This is a genomic window from Methylobacillus caricis, from assembly GCF_020532705.1.
GTDB lineage: Bacteria > Pseudomonadota > Gammaproteobacteria > Burkholderiales > Methylophilaceae > Methylobacillus > Methylobacillus caricis.
Genome location: NZ_JAJAVD010000001.1, coordinates 1,074,324 through 1,100,371, shown reverse-complemented (window position 1 = coordinate 1,100,371; position 26,048 = coordinate 1,074,324). Strand labels below are relative to the sequence as shown.

The window sequence follows — 26,048 nt, the reverse complement described above, 5'->3', positions numbered from 1 at the left end:
ATGGTGGGGGGGGCGGGGGGTGCATGCCGACCCCCCACCCTGTTACCCCCCACCCCTTGGCTATCCAGGGGGGTGGCAGTTTGCAGTGATGAACTGCGCTTTTCATTCACTTGGCACATGGCTCAGCCCTCATTGTGTCGTTTATCAACTGCGCTTTTCTACATATCACGCAGTACAGGGGATTGGAGTAGTTGCGTCCGGTTAACTGTTTTAGCCCGATATTGGACCTCGTTGCGAAGGCTGCGTAGGCATACGAATCCACCCAGCTACAGCGCAGGTTCACCATATATACAGAGGTCTTGGCAACCACCCTTAATAGGCGTTGCGTCTGGTTGATGGAAGTCAAGCGCGCGCATAGATCTTGAGCCTTAAAAAATGGCGGGATCTGGATCATGGCTTTTTCTCCAGTCGCTTGAGGATGTCACTTACTGGTGTCTTCATCTTGGTTAATGGATTGGCACGATCTGATTCCCTGGTCAGTTTACGCATGGCAAGGTTGGTGTAGATCTTAGTGTTCTTGGGATCAGCGTGGCCCATGAGGTTCTGACGTACGAGGATATCCACATCATCCTCTGCCAATTCGGTGCCAAACAGGTGACGCAAGGCATGGGGATGGATCTGATCCTCTGGGATATCCAGCAGCTGGCCATATCGTTTGATGACAGACCACACAGCCTTGCGGTTGAGGCGCCGCTTTTCCCCGATGAACTCATGGGCTGGAACAGTACGGTTGGTGATGCTGACGAAAAGGACTCTGTCACCATCTGGCAATGCCCGGTCGATATCCTTCAGGTCTGGATGTTCAAGATACATGCGCAGCAATAGATCTGCCTCTTGGGGCAATGGAACTTTGCGTTCCTTATCGCCCTTTTCCGTGACCCGGATCAACAACCTGATCCTGTCATCAATCCTGTCCTGAATGAGCTGGCTTTCATTGAGGCTGACAAGGCCCGATGCACGCAGCCCGCAGCCAATTAACATGGCGATCATGGCGCTGTCTCGCAGGCCTTTGAATGTGGATACATCAGGTGCCCACATCAAGCGCTCCGCATTCTCCAGCGTAATGATGCGTGGTATGCGCTTGGCTTGGGATGGGGCCTGCAGCATGAGGGCTGGGTCGCGTTTGATCAGGCCAGTCTTCTTCATCCAGCTGAAGAACTCTCTGATATTGACCACATGAATGCGCCGGTTGCCTGGCTTGACCCCCTGCTTGTGCAACCAAGGTCCAGCGAATGCGACCAGGTCGTCGCTGGTCGCAGTATGAAGTGACTTGTTACCCATGAACACTTGAAAGCGGCTTAGTACAAGCTTGTAGACCTCTCCAGTTCTTGCGGATCGTTTCTGGTTGACCAATTTATATTCTAAAAATCGATCGATAACATCATTGGACATGAGCGGCTCCAAAAATACCCACACGCAAAACAACCCGTGGATGCGTGGATTGAATGAAATACTGACTTATCATTTTGATTATTAATGATAAATGCATCCACGGATTTCCACGGGTTAGCGTTTTTTTAATTGCTAACCCGTGGATTAAAAAATAGGCAGCTCTGCTAACCCGTGGATCAGTGTTATCTATTTTAAGGCCTATTCCATTATTATTTATTTCTTTTAAAAGAATAAGATAGATAGATATATTAATGTGAAGTGTAGAAAAACGACCCGTGGATAAAACAGGGTAATCCGTGGATAAAACACATGAACCCGTGGATTTAACAGCATTACCCGTGGATGCATACCGCTCCACAATCAATAACTTACGTCCAGAAACATGCTGAATCCACGGGTTAGCGCCACTCTGCCCCACAACCTTTCCAGAAAACGCGCAGCGGACAAAAAAAAGCGGCTGCTTTCCTTGATGGGGGGTGCGGGGGGATCTAAGGAACATGATTGAAGTCCGTTTCTACCTTGGTCACTGCGTGCAGCCCAAACTGTGCAAGCTTGGAGAGCTGCAGGGCCACCAGGTGCGATACTCGGTTGCTGTTGATAGTACGCTCTAGGCTGTCGCTGAAAATAGCGCCTGCGTTTTGTAGCTGCTTCTTGAATACGCGGTCAGACTTCACCGGCAGGCCGTTCCACTTCTCACGCAGCGCGGGGGTCTGTGCCAGGTGATCCATGACATGGCTGGTGCGGATCAAGAGGCAATGCTCTCCGTCCACATAATCGAACTTGTGCGGATAGCGGAATTCACCCCGGGCAATCTCAGAGAGCGCAGTCTCCATGATCCAGATCCAGGGCTCACGGTCTGAACTGGTTTCCTTGATGTGCAGGTTCATGTCTTTGAGCAAATCCGCCCCGAAATTACCCTGGGTGACTGGGATCTCGGCAAACTCGCATAAGTAGCGCCAGGCCGTCAGCACAGCTGCATAATTGCTTGCCATGCGCACCGCCCCATCGTCTGATCCACTGGCCATTGATTGCTTGAGGCAATGCTCCCGCAGCGTTTCATAGGCTGCCAGCACATTCTTGCGGTTAAGTCCTGTCAGGAATTCCAGCCATTGCCTCACTGGGAAGCTGGGCAAATCATCGGGCATGATCGGCCCTTTCTTGCCTGTCAGGTCGGTGCGGACAATCTTGCCAGTCAATGAGCGCACCGGCACATCCTCTCCTGCTAGCAGCACAGGGGCTGATATCAAGAATTCCGTCATATCCGCCCCGCGTCTGTTGACCGTGTACTGGTAATTTTCCTGCAGCAGGGCAACGGCTTTTTCGATAATGTCCTGGCGGCGTGCGGATAGCTCTTCCCAGCCCACAGGCTGGGACGTGTGGCTGATTGATGTCAGCAAGCGGAACTCGGTCTGGAGTGACTGGCCTGAAAACATTGTAAATCCGATGCTACGCTCAAGGCGCTTGATCAGCGTGGATTTACCCTGCCCCTTGTCAGCTTGCATCATCATGTGTGGCCAGAAGCCTAACAACACCTTCAGGTGGCCACCCAGACCCCACACCAGCGCCATCAGCGCTGCGTTGCCCTTGAATGTCTGCTGGTATGCATCAATCACGGTGCGAGCGTCTCGCTGGTGCCCATTGGGAAAAGTGAGGTTATGGTATGGGCACTGTTGATCTGGATTGGTGAAGTAGCAATCAGGCCCTTCATTGACCTTGAGCTTTCCATCCATATAGCAGAGGCCGACAAAATTGGCAGCCTTGCGTGAACCGATGTGGGCGCCACGCTCCAGGATGTTGATCATGCGCAAGAATTCGCTTTGTTTCCATACGGCGCCGAATCGCTTCCACGTGTCCACATTAAACAGTTTTTCATCTTCCACCACGCGGCGTTGGAGATCCGCGCCATTGCGTGGCGTCTGCACGCTCACGGCAAACTGCACCTTTGGCTGTGTATCCTCATCACCTGTCATGGTCGCAGTGGCACTAGCGATCGTCACGCGGGATAGGCCAGCCACTCGGAAGCTGCACAGCTCGCCAAACGTATAGCTTTCACCGTCATCGCCCTGCTTGATTTCGGTGATATAACTTGTGAAATCCTCAGTGACGCGATAGCGCCAATATTTATTGTCATCCAAATAAGGCAAATACACGCGTTGATTGCCTTCACTAAATTCCCTCTTTCCTGCCTGACCTTGAATCAACCAGGGTTCGAGTTGGCGCATCAGCCTGGTGAGGGCTTCAAGCCCCATTTCCTGCAGTAGATCATTGACATCATTAATCGGCTTCTCATTGCCATCTACCCACTTGGATTGATCAAGCATCATGGCGCTGATGTCCATGGCCGTCAGGCGCTCATGCAGCTCCCATGCGGTGGCAAGACCAGGGCGACGCCCATTGTTATCCGGTTGGTCATTGTCCATGCAGATATGGACACGCTTACCCTTCAGCCAATCAAGCGGGATATTGCTGGCATTGCCGGTACCACGGATGGCAAAGGCAGCGCGACCAGGCATGCCACAACTCTCGATCGACATGGCATTAATGGGCGATTCCACCAGGTACACCGTATGCGCCTTGAGTAAAGCCTTGGGATCCAGCGCCCAGCCATAGCCAAACTTCTCACCCTGGCACTGGGTTTTCACGCCACCATTCATGGTAGCGTCAAAATACCGCATATCCACGGCCACCACGGGGCCACCAGTAAGGGGTTTTACAATGAATGCAGCAGCTGGTCCACCATGCATGGGCTGCCCTTCTTCTATCTTTGTGGATCGGTAGTCGTTAAACCCCACTGTGCGTTTGTTCAGGCCCTTGAGGATCACTTCCTCGCTAATACCCCGCCCCTTGAGATACTCCACCACGTGACTGGTGTCTGAATAGCACTGGTCAGCAATGTATTCAACACGGGTTTTCTCGCGCCTTTCGGTCTTCTCTGGCTTATCCAGTGGGATACCAAGGTAGTTGTGCAGGTATTTAATGGCGTCAGCCACGTCCATGCGCAGCACATACATGACCAGGTCAACACACGTACCAGATGCATTGGAATCACCAGAGTAATCACGCCATTTATCAGGTCCAGCCTTGGTACCAATCTGCAGCGAAGGTGCTTCATCCTTGTGGTGCGGACTGCGGTAATTACCCTTGCTGCCACCTGGACGTACCAGCTTTAAATGGTCAGCCAGGTCATGCAGGTCTACCCGCTGCTTGAGTTCGTCAATCGATGCCACGGCCTTACCCCTGCTTGATTAATTGTCTGTGTCCATAGGTATCAGGGGCTGTAATCACATCGCCCTCAAGCCCACGCATCAAGCGCATGGCATGGCTGTAACTGATGCGCAGCTTGCGCTGGATGAGTGATTCACAGGGCCTGCCGGCACTCAACACCAATGCACGGGCGGCGGAATATAGGGGGTCTTGTCTTGGGTCTAACAGCTTAGTTTTTTTCATGGAAATCCCCTAAAGGTTCGGTCATGGCAAAGCGCAGGCCACACGGGTGGCTCACGCGAATAATGTTGTTGGAGGTATTGCCGGCAAGGCTGATGCGCTCAAAATGCATCTGCTCATACAGGGCATAAAGTGGATCCAGATGAGGCCAGATATAGGCAATGTCCGATAGCCGGTTGCTGTCGCTTCCCTCGGCTTCAATCAGGTCCAGCACCTCTTCCCAAGGCACCGGGCAACCATCCAGCACCCCGGCAAAGCTTCCGCGAATGTGCTGGACAGGCACCACCAACAGACTGCAGCTGCTGACTGCAATGATGTGGTCAAATGCACGGTACAGTCGCTTGTCTTCAGCAAAGTGCAGCAGCAGATCAATTTGAATGGTGGGATGGGCCATATCAAAACCCCACCAATGCCTGAAGGATCAGCGCCATGAGTATCAACAGCACCCCTTCAAACTCGCGCAGATCCTTGCTCATGGTCTTACCCACAGCCCAAAAAATCACGCAGATAACCACCAGTCCGCAAAGTGTTTTCATTTCCCTGGCTCCAGAAAGGTCACAGTAGCAGTGATCGCGGCGGCAGAAAGCCAATAGCACACCCCAAACGCATTGCGCTCAAATGCCCAGCGCAAGATGTTCAGGCTGTACAACGCCAGAATCACATAATTGAAAATTCGAGGATCTAGAAAGATGTGCTTCATGATTTTGATAGCTCCCGGAAGCGATACATAAATGCCTTGTATGCATCCAGCGGCGCCAAAGGATGGATCTTCATGCGCAACGGGGTGATGCCATCAATCAATGCCCACTGGTCATCATGGGCTGGCATCAAGTCCCGCTGCTCAGTGGCCAGCAGCACAATGTCTGCATGCTTGATGGTGGAATGCAGCTTCAATGGCAGGCCAAACTTGATGGCGATAGCCAACTCCACCCGCGCTTCAATCACCTTATATTCAGGCAGTAGCTGTTTGAGTGGCCGGGTAACATCGCCCAGATAGGCCTCAGAGGCGTCATGCAGCAACGCTGACAACGCATGCTCATAAGGCACAATCTCGCTCACCATCACAGAATGCTGAGCCACCGAGTAAAACTTGCTGGTATGGCCGTTGAAGCGGCACAGATGTGACAATGCATGCGCAATGTCGGTGATCTCGATGGTGTTCAGGTTGGGGGTCAGAAAATCGAAGTAAGCACCGCTGGCGGTGAGGATGTCGGGGCGGCAGGTCATGATTGCACCTCATCCTGACCAATAATTGCCTCTGCCTTATCAATGGCATCTTGAAGGTGCTGTGGTAAAGATCGCCAGCTTTCAGTTGCACGGTTTCTATCATCCTCAACCAGTGCATGGCCCATTATTGCTGCATGGTTAATGAGACGGTCCAGATCGCCTAGATCTTCAACCTTTACCACACTCTTTTGATTGGCTTGTACAAGAGCGACAATGTCATCAGCCATTTCTCGGTTCTGAAACCCATACTTATTCATAATTAATCGAATACGACTCATAAAATCTTCGTCTTGATTAAGAATGATCTGTTCCTGCTCTGGCTGGTGAGCGGCATCGAAATTACTTGCACCTTCCTGGCTGATATCCTGAAAATCAACCGCCGCACGGGCCTTGGAATCAATATATGCTTTGGGCCAAGGAAAATCAGATACACGTGATGCATGCTGCTTGAATGCGTCAACCTTGCTGAAGACCTCAGCTTGGGATAAATCAGTGGTATAACCAATCCCGTCCTTGGTCCACCACAGAACATTGTTGCCAACAAAATCCCGGCTGTCCTGCAAGTAATAAAGATGGCCTTGATTCAATTCACCGTTGCTCATGCTGCTGCCCTCCTTTTGGCTGCCAATTCGTCGTAATAAGCGCAGACCTCTTTATCTGCATAAACCCACAATTCACCTGGCTGGCGCAGCCAGAACTCCCTGGAGAAGTCGACCATGTCACGCAGGGCTTTCAGCTCCAGGGCGTTCACACCCAGTTTTCCTGTATTACCAAATCGGCCCCGGATGGAAACAATCACTGGCTTGATCTTCTGTTCTGCGTAATCCAGGGCATATTTGCGCTCTGGGCTGGTCTGGCCAGCGATCAGCAGCAGGTTCATCATCAGCAGGAGCAAATCGAAGTGCTGTTCCTTGGCAACACCATGGGTAAACGCGTTGATGCACTGACGCTCGCGGATCTCCATTTCGGTGTTGGCCAAGGTGCGGGTAACCAGCATGGGTGGGTTGGCTTTGTTGCGATCGGAACCTGGTGACTTGCTAGAATGGCGCCGCATGGCGCGATTGGGTTGGGTGTTCATGCCTTCACCTCCAATTCTTGGATCAGGCCACGAAGCGTAACCAGCTGGTGCTCAACACCATCCTGCAACTCATCATCCTCAAAACCTGAAATGAAGCTTTCAGCCTGTATCAACGCCGACTTGATACGGTCATCCCTACTTTGTGCAGCCAGCAGTCGTGCTTGCCACTCAATATAGGATTTGCAAGGCTTGGCTTTTCCGGTGGAAATCCATGGATCATCGCCGCACCGGTTGATGCAATCGCATGGGGGTAATGTAATTTTGACTTTCATCCCATACTCCATTCCATGGGGGCAACGGCATAGCCCACATAAAGCGGATGCTTGGGAGAACCATTGCGGTTTTGACCAAGGTAGTAAGGAACAACGCCAGCAGAGCGTAGGAGTGAAATTACGGCCAGATCTCGACCTAATAGATCGCCATGCTTACCCCAACCGCACACCACCATACCTGCGCTCTTGATTAAATCCAGGATGGTGGAGTCGTTGTCGGGACCTATTGGATCACTGTGCCCGTAAAGCAAAGCAGGATTGGTTGATCGCAAAGCAAATAGATTAACCACCCATAAGCTGCCAAAGCCCATGAATCGCGCCCGGCGTTCGCAGCGCTCCACTGTGGGATCATTCTTGAAAGCATCGGCAGTTGATGGATTCAACATAATGAACAGCATGGGAGCTTTGGTGTTGTCCCATACACGCCACAGGGCATAACGGTATAGGCCACAAGGTGAAAGAGTCGCACCGGTATTAGATGTGGTGATCATTTGTGACCTCGAACATTTCTTTGTGAACACGCATGAGCAATGTGCCTGGCATAAGTTGCAACAGCTCTCCAATATGCAGCCATTGGGCCTTTCCGACGCTTCCAGGCTTTATCCGCCTCATCATTGGCTTGAAGTCTCAGTTCACGCATGACGTTTTCAATGAGCTGCCTTTCCGAGGCTGGAAGCTCCAATAATTTCTTCCCAGCAGGAAGTTGTAAAAGTGGATTGATGTATCCCATTACAAACTCCCCTGTGCCACGCTCAAAGCCACCGCCACTGGCTGAACCCAAACCTTGCTGGCACTGAGCTGGAAGGTTTCACCCGACCAAGCCAGCAGCAGCGTCAGAAAATATTCATTGCCGATGGCTTCCATGGAGTCAGGCGGTATCATGTTGCCGATCTGCTCGCGCCACTCCTGGTCACTCAAGCCATCAAGTACCAGCTTTTCTTCCGGGTCGATGTAGCTTTGCAGTGCTGCCAGCTCTAGTGTGGTGAACGGACGGTGCCATGTGCCATCCAGTGACTGGATGATGGCGATGAGTTTTTCGTCTGCAGCAGGGATGCGAGGGTCAGCAACAGACCAACGGCCATTGTCGAACTTGCCTGAAGCGCTGACGGCACCTGTGTGCTGGTCCCATGGGATTACGCCATAGTGTCCACCCGTCAGGTAATGGTCGCCCTTTTCCCGGTCGAGGTTGGTGCGTGGATCTGCCACTGCAAATGCACCTTGTCCTGTGGTACTACCAGCAATCACGGTTCCTGCTGGCTCATCCCAACCGTTAATACGGTATTTTCCCTTGCCACCAAAACCAGTATTGGAACGAGGATCAGCCACCGCACAAGCCCCATTCACGGCCCCAGCAATGACTGTCCTGGTAGGCTCCTTCCATGAGGTCACGGGGTATTTTCCATGCAGCTTGCTAGGGTCGTCACCACCACGTGGATCTGCCACTGACATGGCAGCACCGGCAACATGGGCAGCGCCGGTGACTGCACCTGCCTGACGGTCAAAACTCACAACCCGGTACATGCCGTTTTGCCGGTTGGCTTTCTCTGGCATGCGTGGATCTGCGACCGTGTATTTACCGCCGCCGGGTTTGGACTGGCTGCTGATGGCGCCCATGGACTGATCAAACGGGATCACGCCATATTGCATGTACTCTTTGCCGTTGTAGCGCGGGTCAGCCACAGAGAATTTTCCGGTGGACGGCGATGCATGGCCAGTGATGGTGCCAGTGGAGTCTGCCCATTTATTCACGCCCATATAGCCAGCGTGGTAGTCAGGGACAATCAGGTAATCACGCAGCAGGCCATCCTCGACCGCTAATTTATTCAGGCTACGCCAATCGCTACCAGCCTCAACAAATGCCAGCCTGACCCATGTTTTCCACTGCAATGATGGGATGCGGTGCATAGGTCCAGCACGCAGATCACCCGGCAGCAACATACGGCCCAGCACATCACCCACGGCACGCAATGGGCGCTTGGGTGGCTCATATAGATAGTTGGGTACCTTCTCCATATGGCGTGCAACCAGCAGGAAACGCTTGCGGCTTTGGGCCAAACCGCCCAGCTCACCACAATCGTGGGTGGTTTCTGCCACGGCATAGCCATAGTGGTGCAGGATCTGTTCGATCTGGTCCAGCAAGTGACGGCCCCGGGTGGCAATGCGCGGGACATTCTCAAATACGATCAGCTCGACCGGGTCGTCCTTCCAGGCTTCGCACATCAACCATACGCAGCGCAGTGTCAGCTCGTTCAGTGCCTGGTACTTGCCGGTCTTGCTCAAGGTTTCAGACAGCAGGCCGGACAAGCCCTTGCATGGCGATGAGATCAGGACGATGTGCGGGTGCTCATGGCCTGCCGCTGCCTGGATATCAGCGGGTGTGACTTCACGCCACTGATCACCTGGCTCACGGCCATGGAATGCAATGTACTGTTGACGGGTAAACAGATCCATCACGGTACCCTTGCGCCCTGGTCCTGCATTGTCGAAATTGCGGATGGCGCCCGGGTTGACGTCAATGCCACCAATGCAGCGCGATGTGGCCATCATGTTGCCCACACGTGCGCTGGATTTGTTCAGGCCTTTCTTGCCACCACCAGACCCGCAGGCAAAGTGGAAATGACGGATTTCATGGATATCGCTCATGCTGATTTCTCCGCAGTCTGAAGCGCCTGGGCAGCGCGAAATTCCGTGACTGTGATTTCCGTCATCAGCTCATTCAGTGTGCAACCAGTATTGACGTACAGCGTTCCCTCGAAATAAAAGAAGCCCATCCCAAGCAAGAAAACATGGCCCCAGTCCGTGTTCATGGCCTTGTACAGTGGTTCAAAGCTCACTTTTTCAGTGGGGAAGCTCGAATTCCACCTCTCGTTGAGTGCCTTAAGCTCTTCACGCTGGGCTGGTGTAGCTTTCTTTAAGGTAGCCCTGGGGCGCTGACTGTTGAAGTATTTGCGATCGGGCAAAGTCCACAAAGGGCTGTCATTGGCTGGTTCAAACTTAATGCCATCAACGCTGTAATCATGAAGTGAATACAGCACCACAGGGATTCCACCAAACTGGTCTGCGAAGGCGACAGCAACTTTGTGCAGTGCCTTCTTTTTCTCCAGGATATCAACGCAGATTGCGGTGAGTGTGGGGTGGTTTGACTTGTAAAATTTGATGTCGCTCATAGCGGCAGCACCTCTTGTTTCTCAGCAAACTGAAGTTGCTCCAGCTCTTTGGTTTTGACGCAGAGATTATCAAGATGCTGATCAATGGCGGCTTTCAGCTCATGGCATTGCCATGGTTCGATGCTCACATGGAAGGAAGCCCTACCAGTGCTGATTATTAAAACTGATGCGACTTCTTTGGGTTCATAATCCGTGATCCACGTTGAAAGCTCAATTTCTGCTTTTTCCACAAGGATGGAGGCTCTTAAATGTTCATTCATGACGGCTGCCCTACTTCCTGCTCAAGCCGCTTTTCCACATCATTGATGGCTGCCAGGTAGGCGGCTGTATCAGCTCCACGAATGGCGATGAGTGCAAATATGGGTTTCTGGGATGTGCTGTCAGAAATCGTCATGGTCAATAGGCCGCCGTCCAATTTCTCCATGTCAGCCAACATCTGGGCTAACATTTCCTTGACTTGATCTACCTTCATGACGCCCTCCACTCGGTGTGTTGACGCACTGCACGCTTGCGGACCACTACGCCATCCACCTCATTGAGGGCTGCAGCCATGGCTTCACGTGTCACAGCGGTGTAGATGCCGGTGCTGGCAATGGATGCATGCCCCAGCTCAGCCTGGACGATGCCGCGTGGGTCTCGGCTGGTGGTGCGGGCCATGATGTTCATGGCGCGGGTATGGCGGAACCAATGCGGCGAAACCCCATCTGGCAATCCAGCCAGGGCTGCCCAATGCGCCACACGGGCCTGATAGCTCCGGACAGACATGGCTTTGCTGTTGCGGCTCATGACCAAGGGCTGGTCAGGGTGGTTGATATATCCCATGCGCTCACGGATGTTCAATAGCTCATGCAAGGTATCGCGCACGGGCTGGGTGACCAGTTTTGAATGATCCTTGCGTTTGCCCTTGCGGTGTTCGCGTGGGATAAACACATAACCAAGCTTTAGCGCGTTGTGGGCGCATCCCACTGTCAGCAGGCTGAACTCGGTCACGCGGAACCCTGTGAGGTTTAACAGGGACATCCAGGCATAGTCCCTCTGGGCTAGTACATCCGAGAATTTCTTCGGGGCTGATAGGAGTAGGCGTTGCTCGCCTTCCGTCAAGTACCTCTTCATCATTTTCATGGCTCGCTCTTTCCATAGATTGATCCGTGGTCTCTTCCAACATGGGCACCCCCCACGGAAAATCGGGTGACATGACTACAACTGCCAGCGCCACTGCCACGCTGGTATACAAAACGCCTTCAAGAATCCTGTTCAAAACCCTCTCCCCTTTCGCATCACAGAAACTGCTACGTTGCGCAAACACACCTTCAATCCCCTGTCCTGCATTGCCGCCTCAAAACTCACTGCCAGCCGGCAGCGCTGATAGGCCGCCCGCATGACCCCTTCCGGGATTTCCACTATTTCAAGCGGCAATCGCTTTTGATGCCGGCTGCGTGATCTGCGCATGGGATGGGCTCCTGCTTGAGCTTGGCTTCAATATCGCTGCGGAAAATGCGTAAAAAAAAGCTGGTCACATCCAATGCATCACCTGGCTGCAGGTTGTCGCGGACCTCATTAAGGCCGCGCCTGGCAACAGCTGGTGGTACTGGCTTCACTTGCTCATTTCCTCAATCCGGAAAAGGGCCTCATGGATGGCGGCAATCCATTCATCCGCCTCTTTCTTAACCTTGAAAAAACATTCAGGGGTTGGCCGTCCACCATTGGTGAGGATCTTCTGTAACTCGTGGTAAAAGTCGCCACCCTCGGATTCAATCTTCAGGATGTGCAGCAACAGGGAATCGGTGGTCAGGTTTGATAGGTCGGGGCTTTCAACATATATGCCCCCAGCAATCTGGCAGAAAGCCTGCACAATCCGCTTGTCACCTGTAACGGTGGTGGCAATCACGGCATCTGCCAGGGTAGGCTTGTTGTGCCCTTCATGGTCCGGATTGGTTTTGTTGTACAAAACCCCAGGTGTGCTTCCAATCAGCGAGGCCATCAGATCAATGCCGTAGTCATGGACTACATCGTGATAAGCCACGTGAATGTTCTTGGGTAAGGCGGCTGCCATCTATGAATCCCCCGTCAAAATTAACCTACTACTGCTGAGCTTTGGCGGGGATACTTGGCTTGCGAGCGAGTACCACCGCATCCCATTTGCTGGTTGGCGCCAGCAAATGGGCTTTTAGGCTTTTGCTTCTTCCAGCGTGAATCGTTCTGGATAAAGAATTTCGATCTCAGATATTTTTCCGTTGAAAAATTTGGAAATTTTTTCAGCTAGATCTGGAGATGGTTTTTCCTTCATCCGCTCGATGCGAGAAATCGTGGAAGCTGAGCACTCAACACCACTAGCCAAGCCATATATGGTCACATTGGTTTTAGTTCTGATTTTTTTTAATGGTGTAGCAACTGAGGTCATGGCTATGTTCCGTTTCACGCAACTTGTTAAAGCGCATGTTGCGCCTTACGAAACATCATGTCAATAGGAAGTTGCGTGTTACGTGTTGCGAGCTACGCAACAACAACAGAAAATGCAGGAATGAAAATTGGATCCGTTATTGAAAAACTTCGGATCGAGCGCGAGTGGTCACAGGATGAGTTGGCAGACAAGGCCGGCACTACCAAGTCCAACCTTTCCCGCATTGAGAATAATTCACAATGGCCGCGGCCCGAGCTGTTAGAAAAAATTGCAGCAGCACTCGATATGAAGGTTTACCAGATATTTGCACTTGCAGAGAGTGTGAGCCTTCCCACGGCCCCCTCCCCCTATAGCAAAGATGAAGAAACCCTAGTTAAAGCCTATAAGGCGATGGAGCCAGACGCTCAAGCCCATTATTTGGGTTTGGCGCATATGATTGCTAAGTCAAAACTAAATTAGGATCTGTTCATGAACTACGCCATCACCAAAATCCTGGCTGTTTTCGCCCTGCTGCTCTTGGGATGTCTGGCTTATGTTCAGTATGGCTACCATCTTGATGGGGATATCCGCGCCACCATGAACAAAATCAGACACAATGCCAAGGACCCTGACAGCATTCAATTCAGGTCACTGAGAAAAGTCAAAGCCAGAATTGCCGAAGCAGATATTAAAACCATTTGTGGTGAATACAATGGCAAGAACTCTTTTGGGGCATATGTTGGTTTTACCCCTTTTTATGCGCTTGTGCTTACAGATAACCCGATTATTTATGATGCAGAGCATGATGTTCAAAATTACCATCTCTATTGCAGCACAAGCCTTTAAACTCCACCCGCATAAATAAACAGATCATCCAGCTGTTCATCAGTCAGTTCCAGCAATGCCGCCATGGCCAGCAATGAAGGGCTATTGCGCTCGAACGTTGGCGCCTCACGAAAATCAATGACCAGCTCAACAGGGGTATCAGGATCATCCAGCAGTGCATTGATGGCCGGCATCAGGCCAAAATGCTGCAGCGCCCTTAACCCTTGCCGCCGCGTCACAGATGCCGGTATCGGCGGCAGCAGGTATTGATCGTACATAGGATGCTGCCCGCGCAGCCCCTCACTGATCTGCCTGCTCAAATCAATTTGTTCCAATGCGCCTTGGGGTGATGTCGGCAGCGGGAAAGCACCCAGGCGCTTGAAATACATCGCTCCTTCATATTCCCCCAGCATTGCCAGGCTGGCCTCGCCATCCCACTTTTCCGGCCAGGTCAGGGTGCCGACCAGGTCCGCTTCAATCATCCATGTACTCATAGCATCACCTTTTGGAATCCGGGAATTAAACTGGCTGTCGTCTGAATGGCGCTGGCCTGGTTCGAGCTGTTGTAGCCAGCTGCGTAGAGGTTGCCAAGGTTGGTGCGGGCAAACAGGGTTTCGTACTGGTCGTAACCGGACCTGAACAATTCGACGAATTTCTCGCCCGGCTCATCCATGATGGGCCTGGTTGCCACCGTGAATCTGGTCTTGTTCGCAGCATTGGTGCCAGAAATTACATAGGTGTCATAACCTGTTAGGTATACATTGCCGTCCGTATCCAATACGGCGATGCCGCCATACCCTAATCCCACACCACTATGCCCGACAATTTGCGCAATTTTGCCACTGAATTCAGGAGGACTCGCCACGATGATCAATGCAGTCCCGGACCACTTCTGATATTCGCTAACGGTGAATGGGCTTGTTACCTCCACAATAGCGCCATTGCCCACCTGACCAGCAGAATTTCTGCCCCAAGTCAGCAATTCACCGTTTTGACGCACGGCCCAAGAGTAACCATACATACCGCCGCCAACGCCAATTTCCACAATGTCAGTCAAACCAGGCACAAGCGTGAAAGCATTGCGCCCGACGGTATCCCCCAGACCAAGCTGGCCCGAACCATTATGGCCCGCCGCATAAACCCTGCCGTCATCCGCCAGGGCCAGAATATGACCGCCAGCTGATGCCCAGGTTGAATCTACCCACCCCTGAGTCGCGGCAATATCGACGATATTGATCCCAGCAAGTGCTGAAGGTGAGGTAAACGATGATTTGTTGACGTTATCACCCACCCCAAGCTGCCCTCTGCTGTTGTATCCTGCCCCCAGCAAGTTGCCACTTTCCAGCAGCAGGTAGCTTTGTCCAGCGTTGCCCGTCAATACTATTTTTTTTACGCCACTAATGACAGCTACAGGCGACGGCAGGTTTCTGTTGGATGTGTCGCCCAAGCCGAGCACGCCATTGACGCCGTACCCGCATGACCATATTTGCCCGCTCGCATTCCTGAAAAATGCCCAGCCAGCCTCGCTGGTTGCACGGCTGGTTTCAGCAACCACGTCGACAATATTGATGCTGTTGGTCACGAAATATTCAATCCTGCAAAGCAGCGCACGGTGGACGGTATCTCCGTGGCCCAGCATGCCATAGCCATTTGATCCGCCCGAATAAACCCACCCGTTGCTGATCACGGCATAAAGGGCGTTGCCAGTTTTTTCCCACTTCACCACGTGATGCCCGGCTGGGATGGGAATATTGAACAATGGCCTTTGCGGTGGCGCGATGAAATCTCCCGTCTGGTTCACACCAATGGCCAAGTTCACCGTCCTACCCCAGACGGCCGCGCTCCCGTCATCAAACCCCGCGAGCATCTGAAAATAGGTCCAGTCGTGGCCGGAACCCGCAAACCCCTTCACCTTGCGGGATACGCTATTGGACAGCATACGTTTGGAGATGATGTCGTTGGTCAGGTCTGATGCCAGCACCCCGGTATTCAGCGCCTTGCCATCCTTGCGAACAATGATCACACGGAACCGGGTAGTGGTCTCCGCCAGCACCATGGCCCAATCGCCAGCCTGGGTTGTATAGGTTGGACGGCCAATGATCAAGTCATCACTGCCAGTGATGGTGAGCACATCATCAAACATCAGCCACTGGATGGCCCCTGCAAACGGTGCACTGCTGAAGCCTGTGATGGTACTGATGCCGGTGATGTGCCGCTTGTTGCCATCATTGAGCCAGATCATGGGACTGGCAGCGCTTGCTACGGCTGCTCCCATGCCTTGGGTTTCGCCAGCCACAGCTGGGGATATCACCCAGTTGCTATAAGTGCCACCGCCCTGGATCTGCTTTACCGCAAAAGTCATGGCGCCAGTGGTCACGTTGTAACTGGTGATATCCCCCAACATCCAGTTTACCGGGGCGCTTTTCGCGGCTGCCTTGATGGTCATGCCTAGCAAGAATCCTTTGTCAGGCTCAACCAGCATTGCCTTGGGACCGATGCCAATTTCCTGCTCAGCGATGCTGGTACCTGAAGTGGCAAAGTTATTGAGCTGCGTGATGAATTCATTGAGGCCTGGGACAAGCTGCTCAGCTTGCCATTTCAAAAATGCATCTGTCCTGCTATCAAATTCTGCAGGAGGTAAATTGCTTTGAGGCACAGGCGGGGCGAGTGGTATAGACATTAAATAAAACCCTCGTTGTCGATCGTTAAAATGGAATAGGTGGGGAAACTGATCAGCATCCTGAATTTGTTGTAAACGCCATAGATCACCAGCGACTCATAACCGGGCGCCCCTATCCAGACTATCGGGGTCGCGCGGTATTCAGCCAGCAGACTGTTGACGGCATCCACACTGCCAGCCGTCACCCACACTTCAAGGGCGCTGCGCTTGGTCCAGCCGCGTTTTTTAAGATATGGGTTGCCAAAGGCATCACGCTTGTTGACCGAATAGTCATTGATCCCCACCTCAGCACCATAGCGGGTTCCGCCGATGTCCCGCTTGCGCCCTATCACCAGGTTATTGCAACTCACGGCACCGCCTGGCCGGCTGATGATTACCTGGATATTGGCATTGGCAATGTTGGGTAGATCCGTGATCAACAATTCTCTTTTGATAGCCCGAGGCTGGAAGAAGTAAGCCCAGAAACCTGTAATCAGGCTGTGGTCGATCAGGTCATAGGTCTTGTTATAGACTTCACCTGCAATGCTGTCTGTCACAATGACCTGCACAGACTCAGCCTCAACCCCCAGCACAGCCACGGCATCCACCCGGCCTATGGTGTTCAGTGTTACAGCAATACTGTCCTCATTAGTGCTGGCCTGGCTGAAAGGGTCAAACATGCGCCATGGGGCTGTCTTTCCGGCCCTTGCCCAATTCACAGGGATGGCTTCCGGGTCATCGCTTTCTTCCAATGGATTGTTACCCAGGTTGTCAGCCTTCACGGAACGGTATCGATAATGCACGCCTGCCGTGGTGACCTGCACCCAGTCATGCAGATCATAAGTGTGCAAAGGGTCAAACTCATCATGCTCTGTTTCGGGGATATTGGTGGCATCCAGAATAGAGTCGGTCACCACCAACGGCACTATCATGCTCATGCCGCTCATAATTCTTCTTCCTGCACCTGTGGCATGCCAATATCATCCCACTCTTCAAGCTGGTCAGCGGTTTTACCGGTGGCCTTGAGTATTTGTATCAACACCAGCTTGATCTCTTCCTGCTGACGCTCCAGGCGGCGGATATCGGCATCGTGCCCACCGTTGAGCATCTGGGCTGTTTGCTGGTTATTGAAAATCTGCGAGGGCCCGGTATATTCCAGCTCAGGGCCCTGCTCGCCCACGATGCGCCAGCCACCTGCATGATGGCCGCCGCTGGCAAAACCAGGGATGCCCAGCAGCTCATTGGCTTTATTGATGCCACTGTTGGTGGCAATCCCTTTGTAAGCCTGCAAATCAAACAGGCTGGCAAACTTATCAGTATCAAACGCATTCATGCTGGCATAGAGCTGGTCTGTGCCATCCTTGAGCGACATGAAAGCCTGCACCAGGCTGGGGAATGCTGCCGCGAGATCCAGCCCGGCCTCTGTGGTGTAATCAATACCAGTGCCAAGCTTGATCAATTCATCAATGCTGGTTGGCATGGTGAGGTTGAGCTCATCAAATGAACCTTTGAGGTCTGATTCCAGGCGCTTCAATTGTTCAGCCGGGGTCAGCATACTGACCACGCTGGCATCCACATTGGCCTTGAGCGTATCTATGGCCTTGGTGAACTCGGTAAAGCCAGTGCGAATGCCAAACAGGGCTGTGAATTTCTCAATGCCTTCCTGGGTGGTGGTGTCTATGCTTTTGAGCAATGAGTCAAATGCATCCAGCGTGGTGGGCATGGTCGTGGCGCCGCTGAATGCCTCGATGTAATCAAGCAACGTGCTCTTGGTTTCCAGCAGCACCTGGCTGCTGGTCTTGAAGCTGTTGGCCGTGGTGGCCAGATCGTTTACAAACTTGCTCAGCTCATCCCCGGTGTAACCGCTTTGCACTGCGACCTTGGCAGCAGCATCCACCGTCAGGCCAAAGCGGTCAGCCAGTTTCTCCTGTGCGTAGTTCAGGTTCAGGCTGGCCTGGATCATCTCGCTCACCTTGGTGCGATCTGTCAGACCGTTGAACAATGCGCGAATTCCCTCTGGCAGCTTGGAGCGCTGGATGGCCTCAACCAGTGTCTTGCCCATGACGATCTCAAACATCTGCTGAAAGGCCTGCTCAGCCGTTGTGCGCTTGGATTTTCCGAAATTCTGCCCAAAGCTTACGGAACCTCCTTCAAAAGAGGCATCAAATCCCCCGCGCACATTGGTGCGGGAGATCATGTTAGAGCTGGAAGCTATGCGGTCATTCAATCCAAACGCCGACAGCATGGATCCAAGGGATGATGAAAATGCTTCATTAAGCCCCCCCAGGGCACTGCCTACCCCGAGATCCCTATCTCCAAGTTTTCCGATGCTGCCATTGGAATAAGCCCCTCCCTCGTAAACACCTGATGTCGAGGTGCCGTATTTCTTGAGCTTTTTTCCGCCAGTGAGTGAACCGATCAGGGAGCCTATCACCGCACCAATGGCCGTACCGATGCCGGGAATGATGGAGCCAATGGCAGCACCGGCAGCGGTGAATGCCGCTCCGCGCACATCCCCGGAAAGGGCCTGGATGGCAGCACCAACCCAGGGCATGGCCTTTGCAGCCATGGCGCCGGCTGCGCCCCAGCCGCTGCTCATGGCGCCAATGCCAGTGGCTGAACCGGCTACAGTGGCGCCCATGCCAGACGCTGCCCCCACCATCTGGCCAGACATGCCTGATGCAAACTGGCTAAGAGTCTGTGAGCCAAGCATACTGCCGATGTTGCCTACCCACCCTCCCACGGTACCCATCAGGTTCTGGCTCATGCTATTGCCCGATTTCAAACTGTAAATACTCTGTGCAGCACCCATGATTGAATTGGTAGCACTATTACCACCCGCGGTGGCTACACCATTGGTAGTACCGGCGCCACTGAAAATACCGCTCAGCATATTGCTCACTGGCGACATCACGGCCTGGATCACGGGACGCAGAATCAAGGTGCTGAACATGTTTTTGATAGTGTCACGCAGGTTTTCAGCAAAGGTTTTCCCACTTTCAAACCCGCGCAAAAGCGCATCTGTCAGCGATCTATTGATGATGTCATGGTCACGCTTGGCCTGGGTGACCAGGTCTTCCTGTGCTTTGCGCACCTGTTTGATGCCGTCCAGGGAAGCTTGCTTGCTGTAAGCCTGTTTTCGGGCTTCAGCCAGCTCACGCAATGATCGTGCTTGTTCCTGTGCAAACTTGATAGCGGTGGGTGAATATTCATCCAGGGCCATCATGGCTGCCGCTTGCTCATAGGCTGCCGCGGCATCCAGCAACCGCGCCTGCTCCATATTGCTCACAGCCAGTGCCCCAAGCTTCAGTACATCAATCTGCTGCTGGATGGCTTGCGCCTCTTTCACAGCGCTGGCAACCAGAGAATCTACCGACTTGCCAGCCGCTTCCAGGCTGGCGTTGTATGCCCGTTCCTCTTCAAGTCGGATCCGCTGGGCCTCGGCAAATACCGCCATTTTCTCGGCCTTGTTGGACTCAGCCAGGGATAAAGCCTCAAGCGTGGTGATCTGCTGTGCATAGGTTTCCAGCAGCTCGCGCTGGGACTTACTCAAATGCCCGGTACCAGTCGCCAGCAGCTCGCGGATATCCAGCACCGCCTTCTGCCCCTGGGTCAGTTTGTTTCCTGCATCAATCTCGTACTGTAGAGAAGTCACCAGGTCTTTGGACTTGTTGACGATGGACTCATAGCTGTTGGCAATCTTGTTGGCAGCCTCTGTGGCAAGCTTCTTCTGTCCCGTGGCCTTGTTGTACTTGTCAGCCAGCACCGCCAGCTTGGCTTGCAGCACATCCTGGGCAATGCCTTCACGGTTGGCGGCTTCAGTGATGGACTTGACCTGTTCCTGGTATTCCTTTGTGACATCGATGACGGTTTTCAACTCACTGGTCAGGTCGGCAAAGCGCTTAGCAGTGGGGTCAATTTTCCGGTTGGGATCCTGCAGCTCAAGCTTGGCCAGTTCAATACCGGCCCCCTTGATCATTTCAGAGGTAATGCGGATTTTCTGATTCAGGTCATCAATCTTGCTTTGATCGATCTTGGATAGACTCTTTGCCAAGCCTTCAAACATGGTGCCCTGGTAATCACCGCCTGCAAAAGAATTACGGCGATTGATCAACTCATTCTGAGTTTTGATGAGATCCTGAAGTGAGGATTTTTGCGCAAGGTAAGGGTCGTCCTGTTTGGCATTAGGATCCACCTGCTTGGCCTTATTCAGTTCCTTCTGTTTGGCAATTACCTGATCAAGTGCAGGTACCGCCTTGTCACGCATTAAGATGAAGGCGCCAGCCGCAGCTGTAAGTCCAATCACCAAACCCACAGGACCCAATAATGAAAGACTTAATGCTTTCAATCCAGCGCCAAGAGTGGCAATGCCCGTCAAAATGGTAGGCGCATACATGGCGGCCAATCCAGCACCAGCAGCTGATCCCGCAATGGCGACAATCCCTAGGTTGTCTGCAACCATAAGCATGGCAGCAGCCACAGCCTTGGATGATCCAGTGACTTGATCAAATCTGCCTATGCGCTGTGTGATTGAATCTGTTAGAACCTGCCACCCGCTGCCAAGAGTCTGCATCTCTTTGGCTTGCTGACGCAATGCAGCCAAAGCTTTTGGGTTGTTAAAGGCATTTGCCAGGATGTCACTCGTAAGCAAACCCTGAGAGGCCATTTCCCTCAATGAACCTACAGGCACATTGATGGCTTCTGCCAAAGTGCGCATCAAGCCTGGTGCAGCTTCGTTCACAGCGTTAAATTCTTCGCCACGCAATACGCCAGATCCAAACGCTTGAGAGAGTTGCAACATTGCAGAGGCTGACTCTGTTGCTGTAGCCCCTGATACTCGCAATGAAAGGGCAACCGTTTCACTGATATTGCTAACTTCAACCTGGGTAGCATTCAGCCCACGCAATGAGTTATTCAGGCGTGCATACAATATGCCGGTACTATTAACCTCAGTTTGGGCACGTCTCGCAATGGCCAGAGTGTTGGCATTAGCCTGGGCATATTCTTCCGTGCTGCGGGTTGCGAGTTTCAGCTGACCAGTGAAACGGGTATATTCATCCGTGACGCGTGCCAATCCGGTAATGCTGAAAATAGCCCCCAGTGCGAAACCCAGCTTGCTGACCATTCCACTGGCAATATTGGATGTATTCCCAAGGTTCTTGGTTGACTTGTCCATATCGTCAACGTGCTGCTTGAGATTGACCAGGTTCTTGTCGTAAACCTCCTGGCTGAGGATCCCAGCCTCAAATGCCTGGCGTAATGTCACCGTGCCAGAGGCCAGCTTGCTCATGCTGGCATAACCTGGCTCGATGGTCTGGCGCAAGCTGTCAATGCGGGTTGCCAGGTTCTGCGCATAGATGCGGGCCCCGTCAAGCTTGGCAGCCGCATCCTTGGCAGCCTCGCCTATGCTCTTGATGCCCTGCTCGCCTTGCTTGGCTTGCTTGCCGGCTGCATCCATCTTGTCGCCGGCCTTGGTTGCAGCACTGCCCACCGCCTCCAGTGCCTGCTCGGTTTTCACCGTGGCCTGCACTGTGGTGTTCAGTTGCTTGCCGGTTTTATCGCTGTTGATGCCAAGCTTGTCGATGGATGCTGAGAATGAGTTGAGTTCGGCAGCACCAGCAGCCACCCCCTCCACTTCAAGCTTTAATCCCAGTATCTTCTGCGTCATCTCAGTTTTTCTCGTTCAACACATCCAGCGCTTCACGCTCCATGATTTGCAAACCGGAAAACAATACCTTGCTCATTTCCAGCTCCAAGCCCTGCAGCACGATTGGCAAAGCCTCATAACGCAAACCCATGTATCGAATGCTGGTTGGCAACACCAGCATTCGCCACTGCTTTTCCATTGCCAGAAACACCTCAACAGTTGGTAGGTTTTCCGGCCATATCTCACAATCATATGAAGCCCCCGCCTCCAGCTCGATGCGGGCCTGTTGCAGCTGCTCATCGGACATTCCATATTGCTTGAGCCCTTCGATATAGCTGTCAACACTGGGGCGCCCTTCTTGAGCCCAGTAGCGGGCGGCCTCTTTTAGTTTCCCAACTCTATTCCTGCATTGGCCTTCAAAAAGGCGTTGTAAATATCTGCTGCAGCCATTGGATAAGCTACTAATATGTGGCGCAAATTTTCACGGTTGAATTCAGTGCTTTCACCGATCTGCACATCTTCCCAACCTTCCAAAAACAACAGCAGGAAATCCAAATCAGAATCGATTTTTTCAGTGATGCTTTGCTCTGCACCGCCTAGAGCCTCGTTATCTTCCTTGGCCTGTTTCAACAGTGCGTCAATTTCTTCACGGTTGTGACGCTTGAATTTCAACCGGATGACGTTTTCAACACGACGCCCTTTGCCATCAATGGATGGCAACTTAACAAGTGCTAGGAATGATGCGGATAGTGCAATTTTGAAAGCCATGGCTCGCCCTTTGTGGTTAGTGAATGGTGATGTAAAGCTCGTCATTGCCATCAATAGGCAAATGACGCATTTCAGCAGTGAAAGTACGCACACTGGTTTTTTCCCCATAGTTCGGGTTATTGAGCACCACCGAGTTGCTGCACACAGTCACCCGGTTGCCCGCCTGCAGGCCATGCCCCACTGCAAAATTACCTGTGGTGCCATCGCGTACCGCGCCCCACAAATCAGACACGGCCACATTGACGGCTTCCAGGCTGATGTTGGTTTGTGAGCGGCGGTCTGTTTGCTCGAATGACTCAGTGATGTTGATGAAGTCCAGGAACTGGATCTCATTGCCCAGGTCCAGGCTGATGGATTCAAGGCCAATGTCATAAGCCCCGAGGAAGGCCACTAGCGGGGTATTGTTCTTGTTGGCCAGCAAGGGCTTTTTCCAGGCGCTGAATACAGGATTGGGGATGACATTGTCTTCAACCGGTGCAGCCACGCCCTGAAAAGCAAAATTCCACTTGGGTATGGCATTGGCCCCCAGCTCAAACACTGCATTGCCACGGGTGCCCACAAACCGGTGCAAGACATCCTTGATGTATAGATAAATAGTGATCGACTCATGGTTGGCACTGATCGGCGTGTAAACCACGCTGGGCTCAATGCTGTATTGGCTAGTGTTGTCAGTTTCTATCCAGTCTTTACCGATGACCTTGGCAGTCTTGGTGGCACCGTCATAATCCACGATCACACCAGCCTGCCCCTCACCAGTTCCATCGGTGATGGTGATCGGGCGCCCGTTGTAGAAGTTATTGACCGCAGATGCCGCAGCAGCCAATTGCACAGTGTCAGCAGTACCCCCTTGTGCAGTCCCGATGATTGCTGCAGCCAGCAAGCTTTCGCTCAGGCCGCAGGCACGCAACGCAGGGCCGTAGGCTGGCGCCACTCCAGCGGTACCAGATCCTGCTCCCTCAACTGAAAAATTGATCTGCCCGGTGATGGAGCCAATCAATTGCTCAAAATTGCCAAAATATGGCCGTATCAAGTCACGGTCTGCCCCACGGATCTCCATTGGTGTAAATGTGGGCTGGCCTGATAACAGCACGGCGTTTAAGGCTGCGGTGGGGGCTGCATCCACCCCATAAGTGGCCTCGTTTTTCATCAGCAACGATGTAATGCGTAATGGAATCATGATCAATAATCCTTAACTTGAAATGGTTGATTTCCCCTTGCGCTGCTTTACTGGCGCCTGGGGTTTTACTGGCTGCTGAGGGGCGGCGGGTGCAGCGTTAGCGGGCCTGGTTTCCTGCTGCAGCTCACGCTTGCCGCTGCCATCAATCACAAAGCTGCCACCCCTGCCCAGGTTGATGTCTTGATTCATGATGCCCTCCGCTGTGCTATCAAGAGTTGCTGGCAGGATGTCAGTTGCTCGACGACCTGGTCGGCTTCTGAGGCGAGGCTGACAAGAAATTCAGCAGCCGTGTCAGAAAGTTCGGCTCTCGCTTCACCATCACGTCCGAAGGTGGCGGTGTTGGTTTCTCCTGGCTGGTCTTGACCGGGAGCACATGCACCGGCGCTGCTGGCGGTTTTGATGCCGATGCGCAGCTGCTGAGCATTAGCGCGCAGGCCAGCAATAACACTGTCTTTACGGGTTTCAACATGGCGTAATTTCTCCTGGTAATCAGCAGATATGAAGGCAAACGACTCCTGCACCGCTTGGCTGTAAGCCCTGCTGGTCTCCTGCTCGGCATTGAGTTGCAGCAGGGCGTCCTGCAATGAGATATTGGCGGCGTGCAAGTCAATGTTGTACTTGCCCTGCCACTCAATATCCTTGGCCGTGCTGCCGTTGTCATATGCCCAGCCATAGGCCAGAAAAGCCAATACCCCAAACAGAGCCGCCAACACAACGTTGCGTATCGCCACCGCGCTCATATGGCCATCGCCTTGATATATTTGGCCTGGCGCACTGTGAAAATGGTGCGTACGTATTCCCGGTTGATCTCGAAAAAAGTTTTTTTGTAGCCGCTGGCCAGGCTCTTGGCCTTCAGGCTGGTATGCTCAACATGTCCAAACCAGTAGGCCGCATCGCAACCTTCCGTGCCTCGACACAGCTGGCGGTCAGAAGCCAGTCCACCTGCCCCGCCGTTATAGGCCGCCAGCGTAAACGCCATGGCCTCCCTTTCATTGGCCGCAGCCTTGATCATCTCGAAGTTCTGCCTGTCCTTCAGCACCAAGGCCCGCAGCTGGAATGCCGGGTCATACAAACTCTCGCTATCCCATGACCAGCCATCCAATGCAGCTGGATAGGCCGCCCGCAATTCCGCCAGTGCATCAAAGCGCTTGGTGCGGGTGATCTGCCCCAAGCCAATGCCCTGCTCACGGTCTGTTTTCAACTCAGCAAGGCGGCTCCAGCAGCGCCGGTGAGTGAGGCTGATGCATGTTTCCTGCTCTACCTGCCCCGCCAGCAGCGCAGGCATGGGAGCTTTGGGCCACCATGTCTGCTGCTCGGTTTTAAGCAACGGCAGGTACGCATGCGCATTCTTAGGGATGGGCTGATCAGATGCCTGGGCCACATTGCCCAGCAATAACAAGGTGGATGACAACACCAGGCATACGCCGATGAAAACAAGGCCAGCCCCCGTGGAAGTCTGGCTGGCAATACATGCGGTTCTGCCCATCTCAACCTTGGGAAACAGGATCCGCCGCACGACATGCGACAAGGCCACCGCATACAAGGCCAGTCCGGAAAACAAGCCCCACACGGCAAATGCCGGTTGCCGCGTCAGCAATGCAAAAGGCTCAGCACCAAGGCTGAACACTGTTGCCACCGCCAGAAGCGAAAGCACCCGGGTAATATCGGTTCTGTATTTATTCAAGATCATGGCTTTCTCGCCTCCCTGCGTGATATGTCAATTGATAGCTGCTTGATGTCCGATCGCATCTCAGTCAGCTGGGTCTTTAAATTCATGGTTTCCATTTCCAGCTTGATCATGCGTTCCGGCATCAATGCCAGGGCAGTGATCGCTGCTCGGTCTTCCAACCTGCGTTCCTCTAGATTGCCAATGCGCCCATCCTGCCTGGTGCTGTAAATCACAAAAGCCACTGTTTGCATCAAGAGCGCAAAAATTAAACTGATCGGTATTTTCTTATCCAGGCTCCACTTGTTTTCTCTGCGGTCCATGTCGTTAACCTCGCTCATGGTTG

Annotated in this window: 34 protein-coding genes; 2 read left to right on the top strand and 32 right to left on the bottom strand. The window is 52.9% G+C overall.

The features are described 5' to 3' along the window. Positions 1-390: 390 nt before the first annotated feature. From LG200_RS05260 to LG200_RS05160, 21 genes are all read right to left on the bottom strand, one after another. Positions 391-1,392: a tyrosine-type recombinase/integrase gene (locus LG200_RS05260; RefSeq protein WP_226756535.1), complete on the bottom strand. Its 1,002-nt coding sequence runs from the start codon at positions 1,390-1,392 to the stop codon at positions 391-393. Further along, positions 1,382-1,891, bottom strand: coding sequence for a hypothetical protein (locus LG200_RS05255; RefSeq protein ID WP_226756534.1), 510 nt, complete (start codon positions 1,889-1,891; stop codon positions 1,382-1,384). The genes LG200_RS05260 and LG200_RS05255 overlap by 11 nt, the downstream gene beginning before the upstream one ends. Further along, complete coding sequence (locus LG200_RS05250) at positions 1,881-4,619, bottom strand: toprim domain-containing protein (protein WP_226756533.1); 2,739 nt, start codon at positions 4,617-4,619, stop codon at positions 1,881-1,883. Before LG200_RS05250 ends, LG200_RS05255 begins: the two co-directional genes overlap by 11 nt. Before the next feature lie 4 nt (positions 4,620-4,623). Then, complete coding sequence (locus LG200_RS05245) at positions 4,624-4,839, bottom strand: DNA translocase FtsK (protein ID WP_226756532.1); 216 nt, start codon at positions 4,837-4,839, stop codon at positions 4,624-4,626. Then, positions 4,826-5,230, bottom strand: coding sequence for a hypothetical protein (locus LG200_RS05240; protein WP_226756531.1), 405 nt, complete (start codon positions 5,228-5,230; stop codon positions 4,826-4,828). Before LG200_RS05240 ends, LG200_RS05245 begins: the two co-directional genes overlap by 14 nt. A 1-nt stretch (position 5,231) precedes the next feature. After that, positions 5,232-5,372 (bottom strand): hypothetical protein, encoded by a 141-nt coding sequence (locus LG200_RS05235; RefSeq protein ID WP_226756530.1) that lies wholly within the window; start codon positions 5,370-5,372, stop codon positions 5,232-5,234. Beyond that, a complete protein-coding gene (locus LG200_RS05230; protein WP_226756529.1) occupies positions 5,369-5,536 on the bottom strand; it encodes a hypothetical protein in 168 nt (55 codons plus the stop codon). Before LG200_RS05230 ends, LG200_RS05235 begins: the two co-directional genes overlap by 4 nt. After that, positions 5,533-6,063, bottom strand: coding sequence for an HD domain-containing protein (locus tag LG200_RS05225; protein WP_226756528.1), 531 nt, complete (start codon positions 6,061-6,063; stop codon positions 5,533-5,535). The genes LG200_RS05230 and LG200_RS05225 overlap by 4 nt, the downstream gene beginning before the upstream one ends. After that, positions 6,060-6,665, bottom strand: coding sequence for a hypothetical protein (locus LG200_RS05220; RefSeq protein ID WP_226756527.1), 606 nt, complete (start codon positions 6,663-6,665; stop codon positions 6,060-6,062). The genes LG200_RS05225 and LG200_RS05220 overlap by 4 nt, the downstream gene beginning before the upstream one ends. Further along, positions 6,662-7,141 (bottom strand): hypothetical protein, encoded by a 480-nt coding sequence (locus tag LG200_RS05215; protein WP_226756526.1) that lies wholly within the window; start codon positions 7,139-7,141, stop codon positions 6,662-6,664. The genes LG200_RS05220 and LG200_RS05215 overlap by 4 nt, the downstream gene beginning before the upstream one ends. Further along, on the bottom strand, positions 7,138-7,413 hold the full coding sequence (locus tag LG200_RS05210) for a hypothetical protein (protein WP_226756525.1): 276 nt from the start codon (positions 7,411-7,413) through the stop codon (positions 7,138-7,140). Before LG200_RS05210 ends, LG200_RS05215 begins: the two co-directional genes overlap by 4 nt. After that, positions 7,410-7,904, bottom strand: coding sequence for a DUF1643 domain-containing protein (locus tag LG200_RS05205; protein ID WP_226756524.1), 495 nt, complete (start codon positions 7,902-7,904; stop codon positions 7,410-7,412). The genes LG200_RS05210 and LG200_RS05205 overlap by 4 nt, the downstream gene beginning before the upstream one ends. Then, positions 7,901-8,143: a hypothetical protein gene (locus tag LG200_RS05200; RefSeq protein ID WP_226756523.1), complete on the bottom strand. Its 243-nt coding sequence runs from the start codon at positions 8,141-8,143 to the stop codon at positions 7,901-7,903. The genes LG200_RS05205 and LG200_RS05200 overlap by 4 nt, the downstream gene beginning before the upstream one ends. Further along, positions 8,143-10,056: a DNA cytosine methyltransferase gene (locus tag LG200_RS05195; RefSeq protein ID WP_226756522.1), complete on the bottom strand. Its 1,914-nt coding sequence runs from the start codon at positions 10,054-10,056 to the stop codon at positions 8,143-8,145. The genes LG200_RS05200 and LG200_RS05195 overlap by 1 nt, the downstream gene beginning before the upstream one ends. Continuing rightward, positions 10,053-10,580, bottom strand: coding sequence for a hypothetical protein (locus LG200_RS05190; RefSeq protein WP_226756521.1), 528 nt, complete (start codon positions 10,578-10,580; stop codon positions 10,053-10,055). Before LG200_RS05190 ends, LG200_RS05195 begins: the two co-directional genes overlap by 4 nt. Further along, positions 10,577-10,840, bottom strand: a complete 264-nt coding sequence (locus tag LG200_RS05185; RefSeq protein ID WP_226756520.1) for a hypothetical protein — start codon at positions 10,838-10,840, stop codon at positions 10,577-10,579. Before LG200_RS05185 ends, LG200_RS05190 begins: the two co-directional genes overlap by 4 nt. Next, positions 10,837-11,052: a hypothetical protein gene (locus tag LG200_RS05180; protein ID WP_226756519.1), complete on the bottom strand. Its 216-nt coding sequence runs from the start codon at positions 11,050-11,052 to the stop codon at positions 10,837-10,839. The genes LG200_RS05185 and LG200_RS05180 overlap by 4 nt, the downstream gene beginning before the upstream one ends. Continuing rightward, complete coding sequence (locus tag LG200_RS05175) at positions 11,049-11,696, bottom strand: tyrosine-type recombinase/integrase (protein WP_226756518.1); 648 nt, start codon at positions 11,694-11,696, stop codon at positions 11,049-11,051. The genes LG200_RS05180 and LG200_RS05175 overlap by 4 nt, the downstream gene beginning before the upstream one ends. Positions 11,697-11,980: 284 nt before the next feature. Then, positions 11,981-12,178, bottom strand: a complete 198-nt coding sequence (locus LG200_RS05170) for a hypothetical protein (RefSeq protein ID WP_226756517.1) — start codon at positions 12,176-12,178, stop codon at positions 11,981-11,983. Continuing rightward, entirely contained in the window at positions 12,175-12,633 is a 459-nt protein-coding gene (locus LG200_RS05165) for a phage regulatory CII family protein (protein ID WP_226756516.1), read from the bottom strand. Before LG200_RS05165 ends, LG200_RS05170 begins: the two co-directional genes overlap by 4 nt. Before the next feature lie 114 nt (positions 12,634-12,747). After that, on the bottom strand, positions 12,748-12,981 hold the full coding sequence (locus tag LG200_RS05160; protein ID WP_226756515.1) for a helix-turn-helix domain-containing protein: 234 nt from the start codon (positions 12,979-12,981) through the stop codon (positions 12,748-12,750). Between the two features lie 75 nt (positions 12,982-13,056). On the opposite strand from LG200_RS05160, the gene LG200_RS05155 reads away from it, so the two are divergent. Further along, positions 13,057-13,440 carry a helix-turn-helix domain-containing protein gene (locus LG200_RS05155; RefSeq protein WP_226756514.1) on the top strand — a complete coding sequence of 128 codons (384 nt, stop codon included), beginning with the start codon at positions 13,057-13,059 and terminating at the stop codon, positions 13,438-13,440. Positions 13,441-13,449: 9 nt separating this feature from the next. Continuing rightward, positions 13,450-13,806 carry a hypothetical protein gene (locus LG200_RS05150; protein WP_226756513.1) on the top strand — a complete coding sequence of 119 codons (357 nt, stop codon included), beginning with the start codon at positions 13,450-13,452 and terminating at the stop codon, positions 13,804-13,806. On the opposite strand, the gene LG200_RS05145 is transcribed toward LG200_RS05150, so the two are convergent. From LG200_RS05145 to LG200_RS05095, 11 genes are all read right to left on the bottom strand, one after another. Continuing rightward, entirely contained in the window at positions 13,803-14,279 is a 477-nt protein-coding gene (locus tag LG200_RS05145) for a hypothetical protein (RefSeq protein ID WP_226756512.1), read from the bottom strand. The genes LG200_RS05150 and LG200_RS05145 overlap by 4 nt on opposite strands. Next, positions 14,276-16,465, bottom strand: coding sequence for an RCC1 domain-containing protein (locus tag LG200_RS05140; protein ID WP_226756511.1), 2,190 nt, complete (start codon positions 16,463-16,465; stop codon positions 14,276-14,278). Before LG200_RS05140 ends, LG200_RS05145 begins: the two co-directional genes overlap by 4 nt. Continuing rightward, positions 16,465-17,391, bottom strand: a complete 927-nt coding sequence (locus LG200_RS05135; RefSeq protein ID WP_226756510.1) for a hypothetical protein — start codon at positions 17,389-17,391, stop codon at positions 16,465-16,467. Before LG200_RS05135 ends, LG200_RS05140 begins: the two co-directional genes overlap by 1 nt. Next, complete coding sequence (locus tag LG200_RS05130) at positions 17,388-22,112, bottom strand: tape measure protein (protein WP_226756509.1); 4,725 nt, start codon at positions 22,110-22,112, stop codon at positions 17,388-17,390. The genes LG200_RS05135 and LG200_RS05130 overlap by 4 nt, the downstream gene beginning before the upstream one ends. A 1-nt stretch (position 22,113) precedes the next feature. Next, positions 22,114-22,398, bottom strand: coding sequence for a DUF1799 domain-containing protein (locus tag LG200_RS05125; protein ID WP_226756508.1), 285 nt, complete (start codon positions 22,396-22,398; stop codon positions 22,114-22,116). Positions 22,399-22,475: 77 nt separating this feature from the next. Beyond that, positions 22,476-22,859, bottom strand: coding sequence for a phage tail assembly chaperone (locus LG200_RS05120; RefSeq protein ID WP_226756507.1), 384 nt, complete (start codon positions 22,857-22,859; stop codon positions 22,476-22,478). A gap of 16 nt (positions 22,860-22,875) precedes the next feature. After that, positions 22,876-24,036 (bottom strand): hypothetical protein, encoded by a 1,161-nt coding sequence (locus tag LG200_RS05115; RefSeq protein WP_226756506.1) that lies wholly within the window; start codon positions 24,034-24,036, stop codon positions 22,876-22,878. Between the two features lie 12 nt (positions 24,037-24,048). Further along, positions 24,049-24,225 (bottom strand): hypothetical protein, encoded by a 177-nt coding sequence (locus tag LG200_RS05110; RefSeq protein ID WP_226756505.1) that lies wholly within the window; start codon positions 24,223-24,225, stop codon positions 24,049-24,051. Beyond that, a complete protein-coding gene (locus tag LG200_RS05105) occupies positions 24,222-24,776 on the bottom strand; it encodes a lysis system i-spanin subunit Rz (RefSeq protein WP_226756504.1) in 555 nt (184 codons plus the stop codon). Before LG200_RS05105 ends, LG200_RS05110 begins: the two co-directional genes overlap by 4 nt. After that, positions 24,773-25,726 carry a transglycosylase SLT domain-containing protein gene (locus LG200_RS05100; protein ID WP_226756503.1) on the bottom strand — a complete coding sequence of 318 codons (954 nt, stop codon included), beginning with the start codon at positions 25,724-25,726 and terminating at the stop codon, positions 24,773-24,775. Before LG200_RS05100 ends, LG200_RS05105 begins: the two co-directional genes overlap by 4 nt. Further along, positions 25,723-26,043, bottom strand: a complete 321-nt coding sequence (locus tag LG200_RS05095; protein ID WP_226756502.1) for a thioredoxin domain-containing protein — start codon at positions 26,041-26,043, stop codon at positions 25,723-25,725. Before LG200_RS05095 ends, LG200_RS05100 begins: the two co-directional genes overlap by 4 nt. Positions 26,044-26,048: the final 5 nt, after the last annotated feature.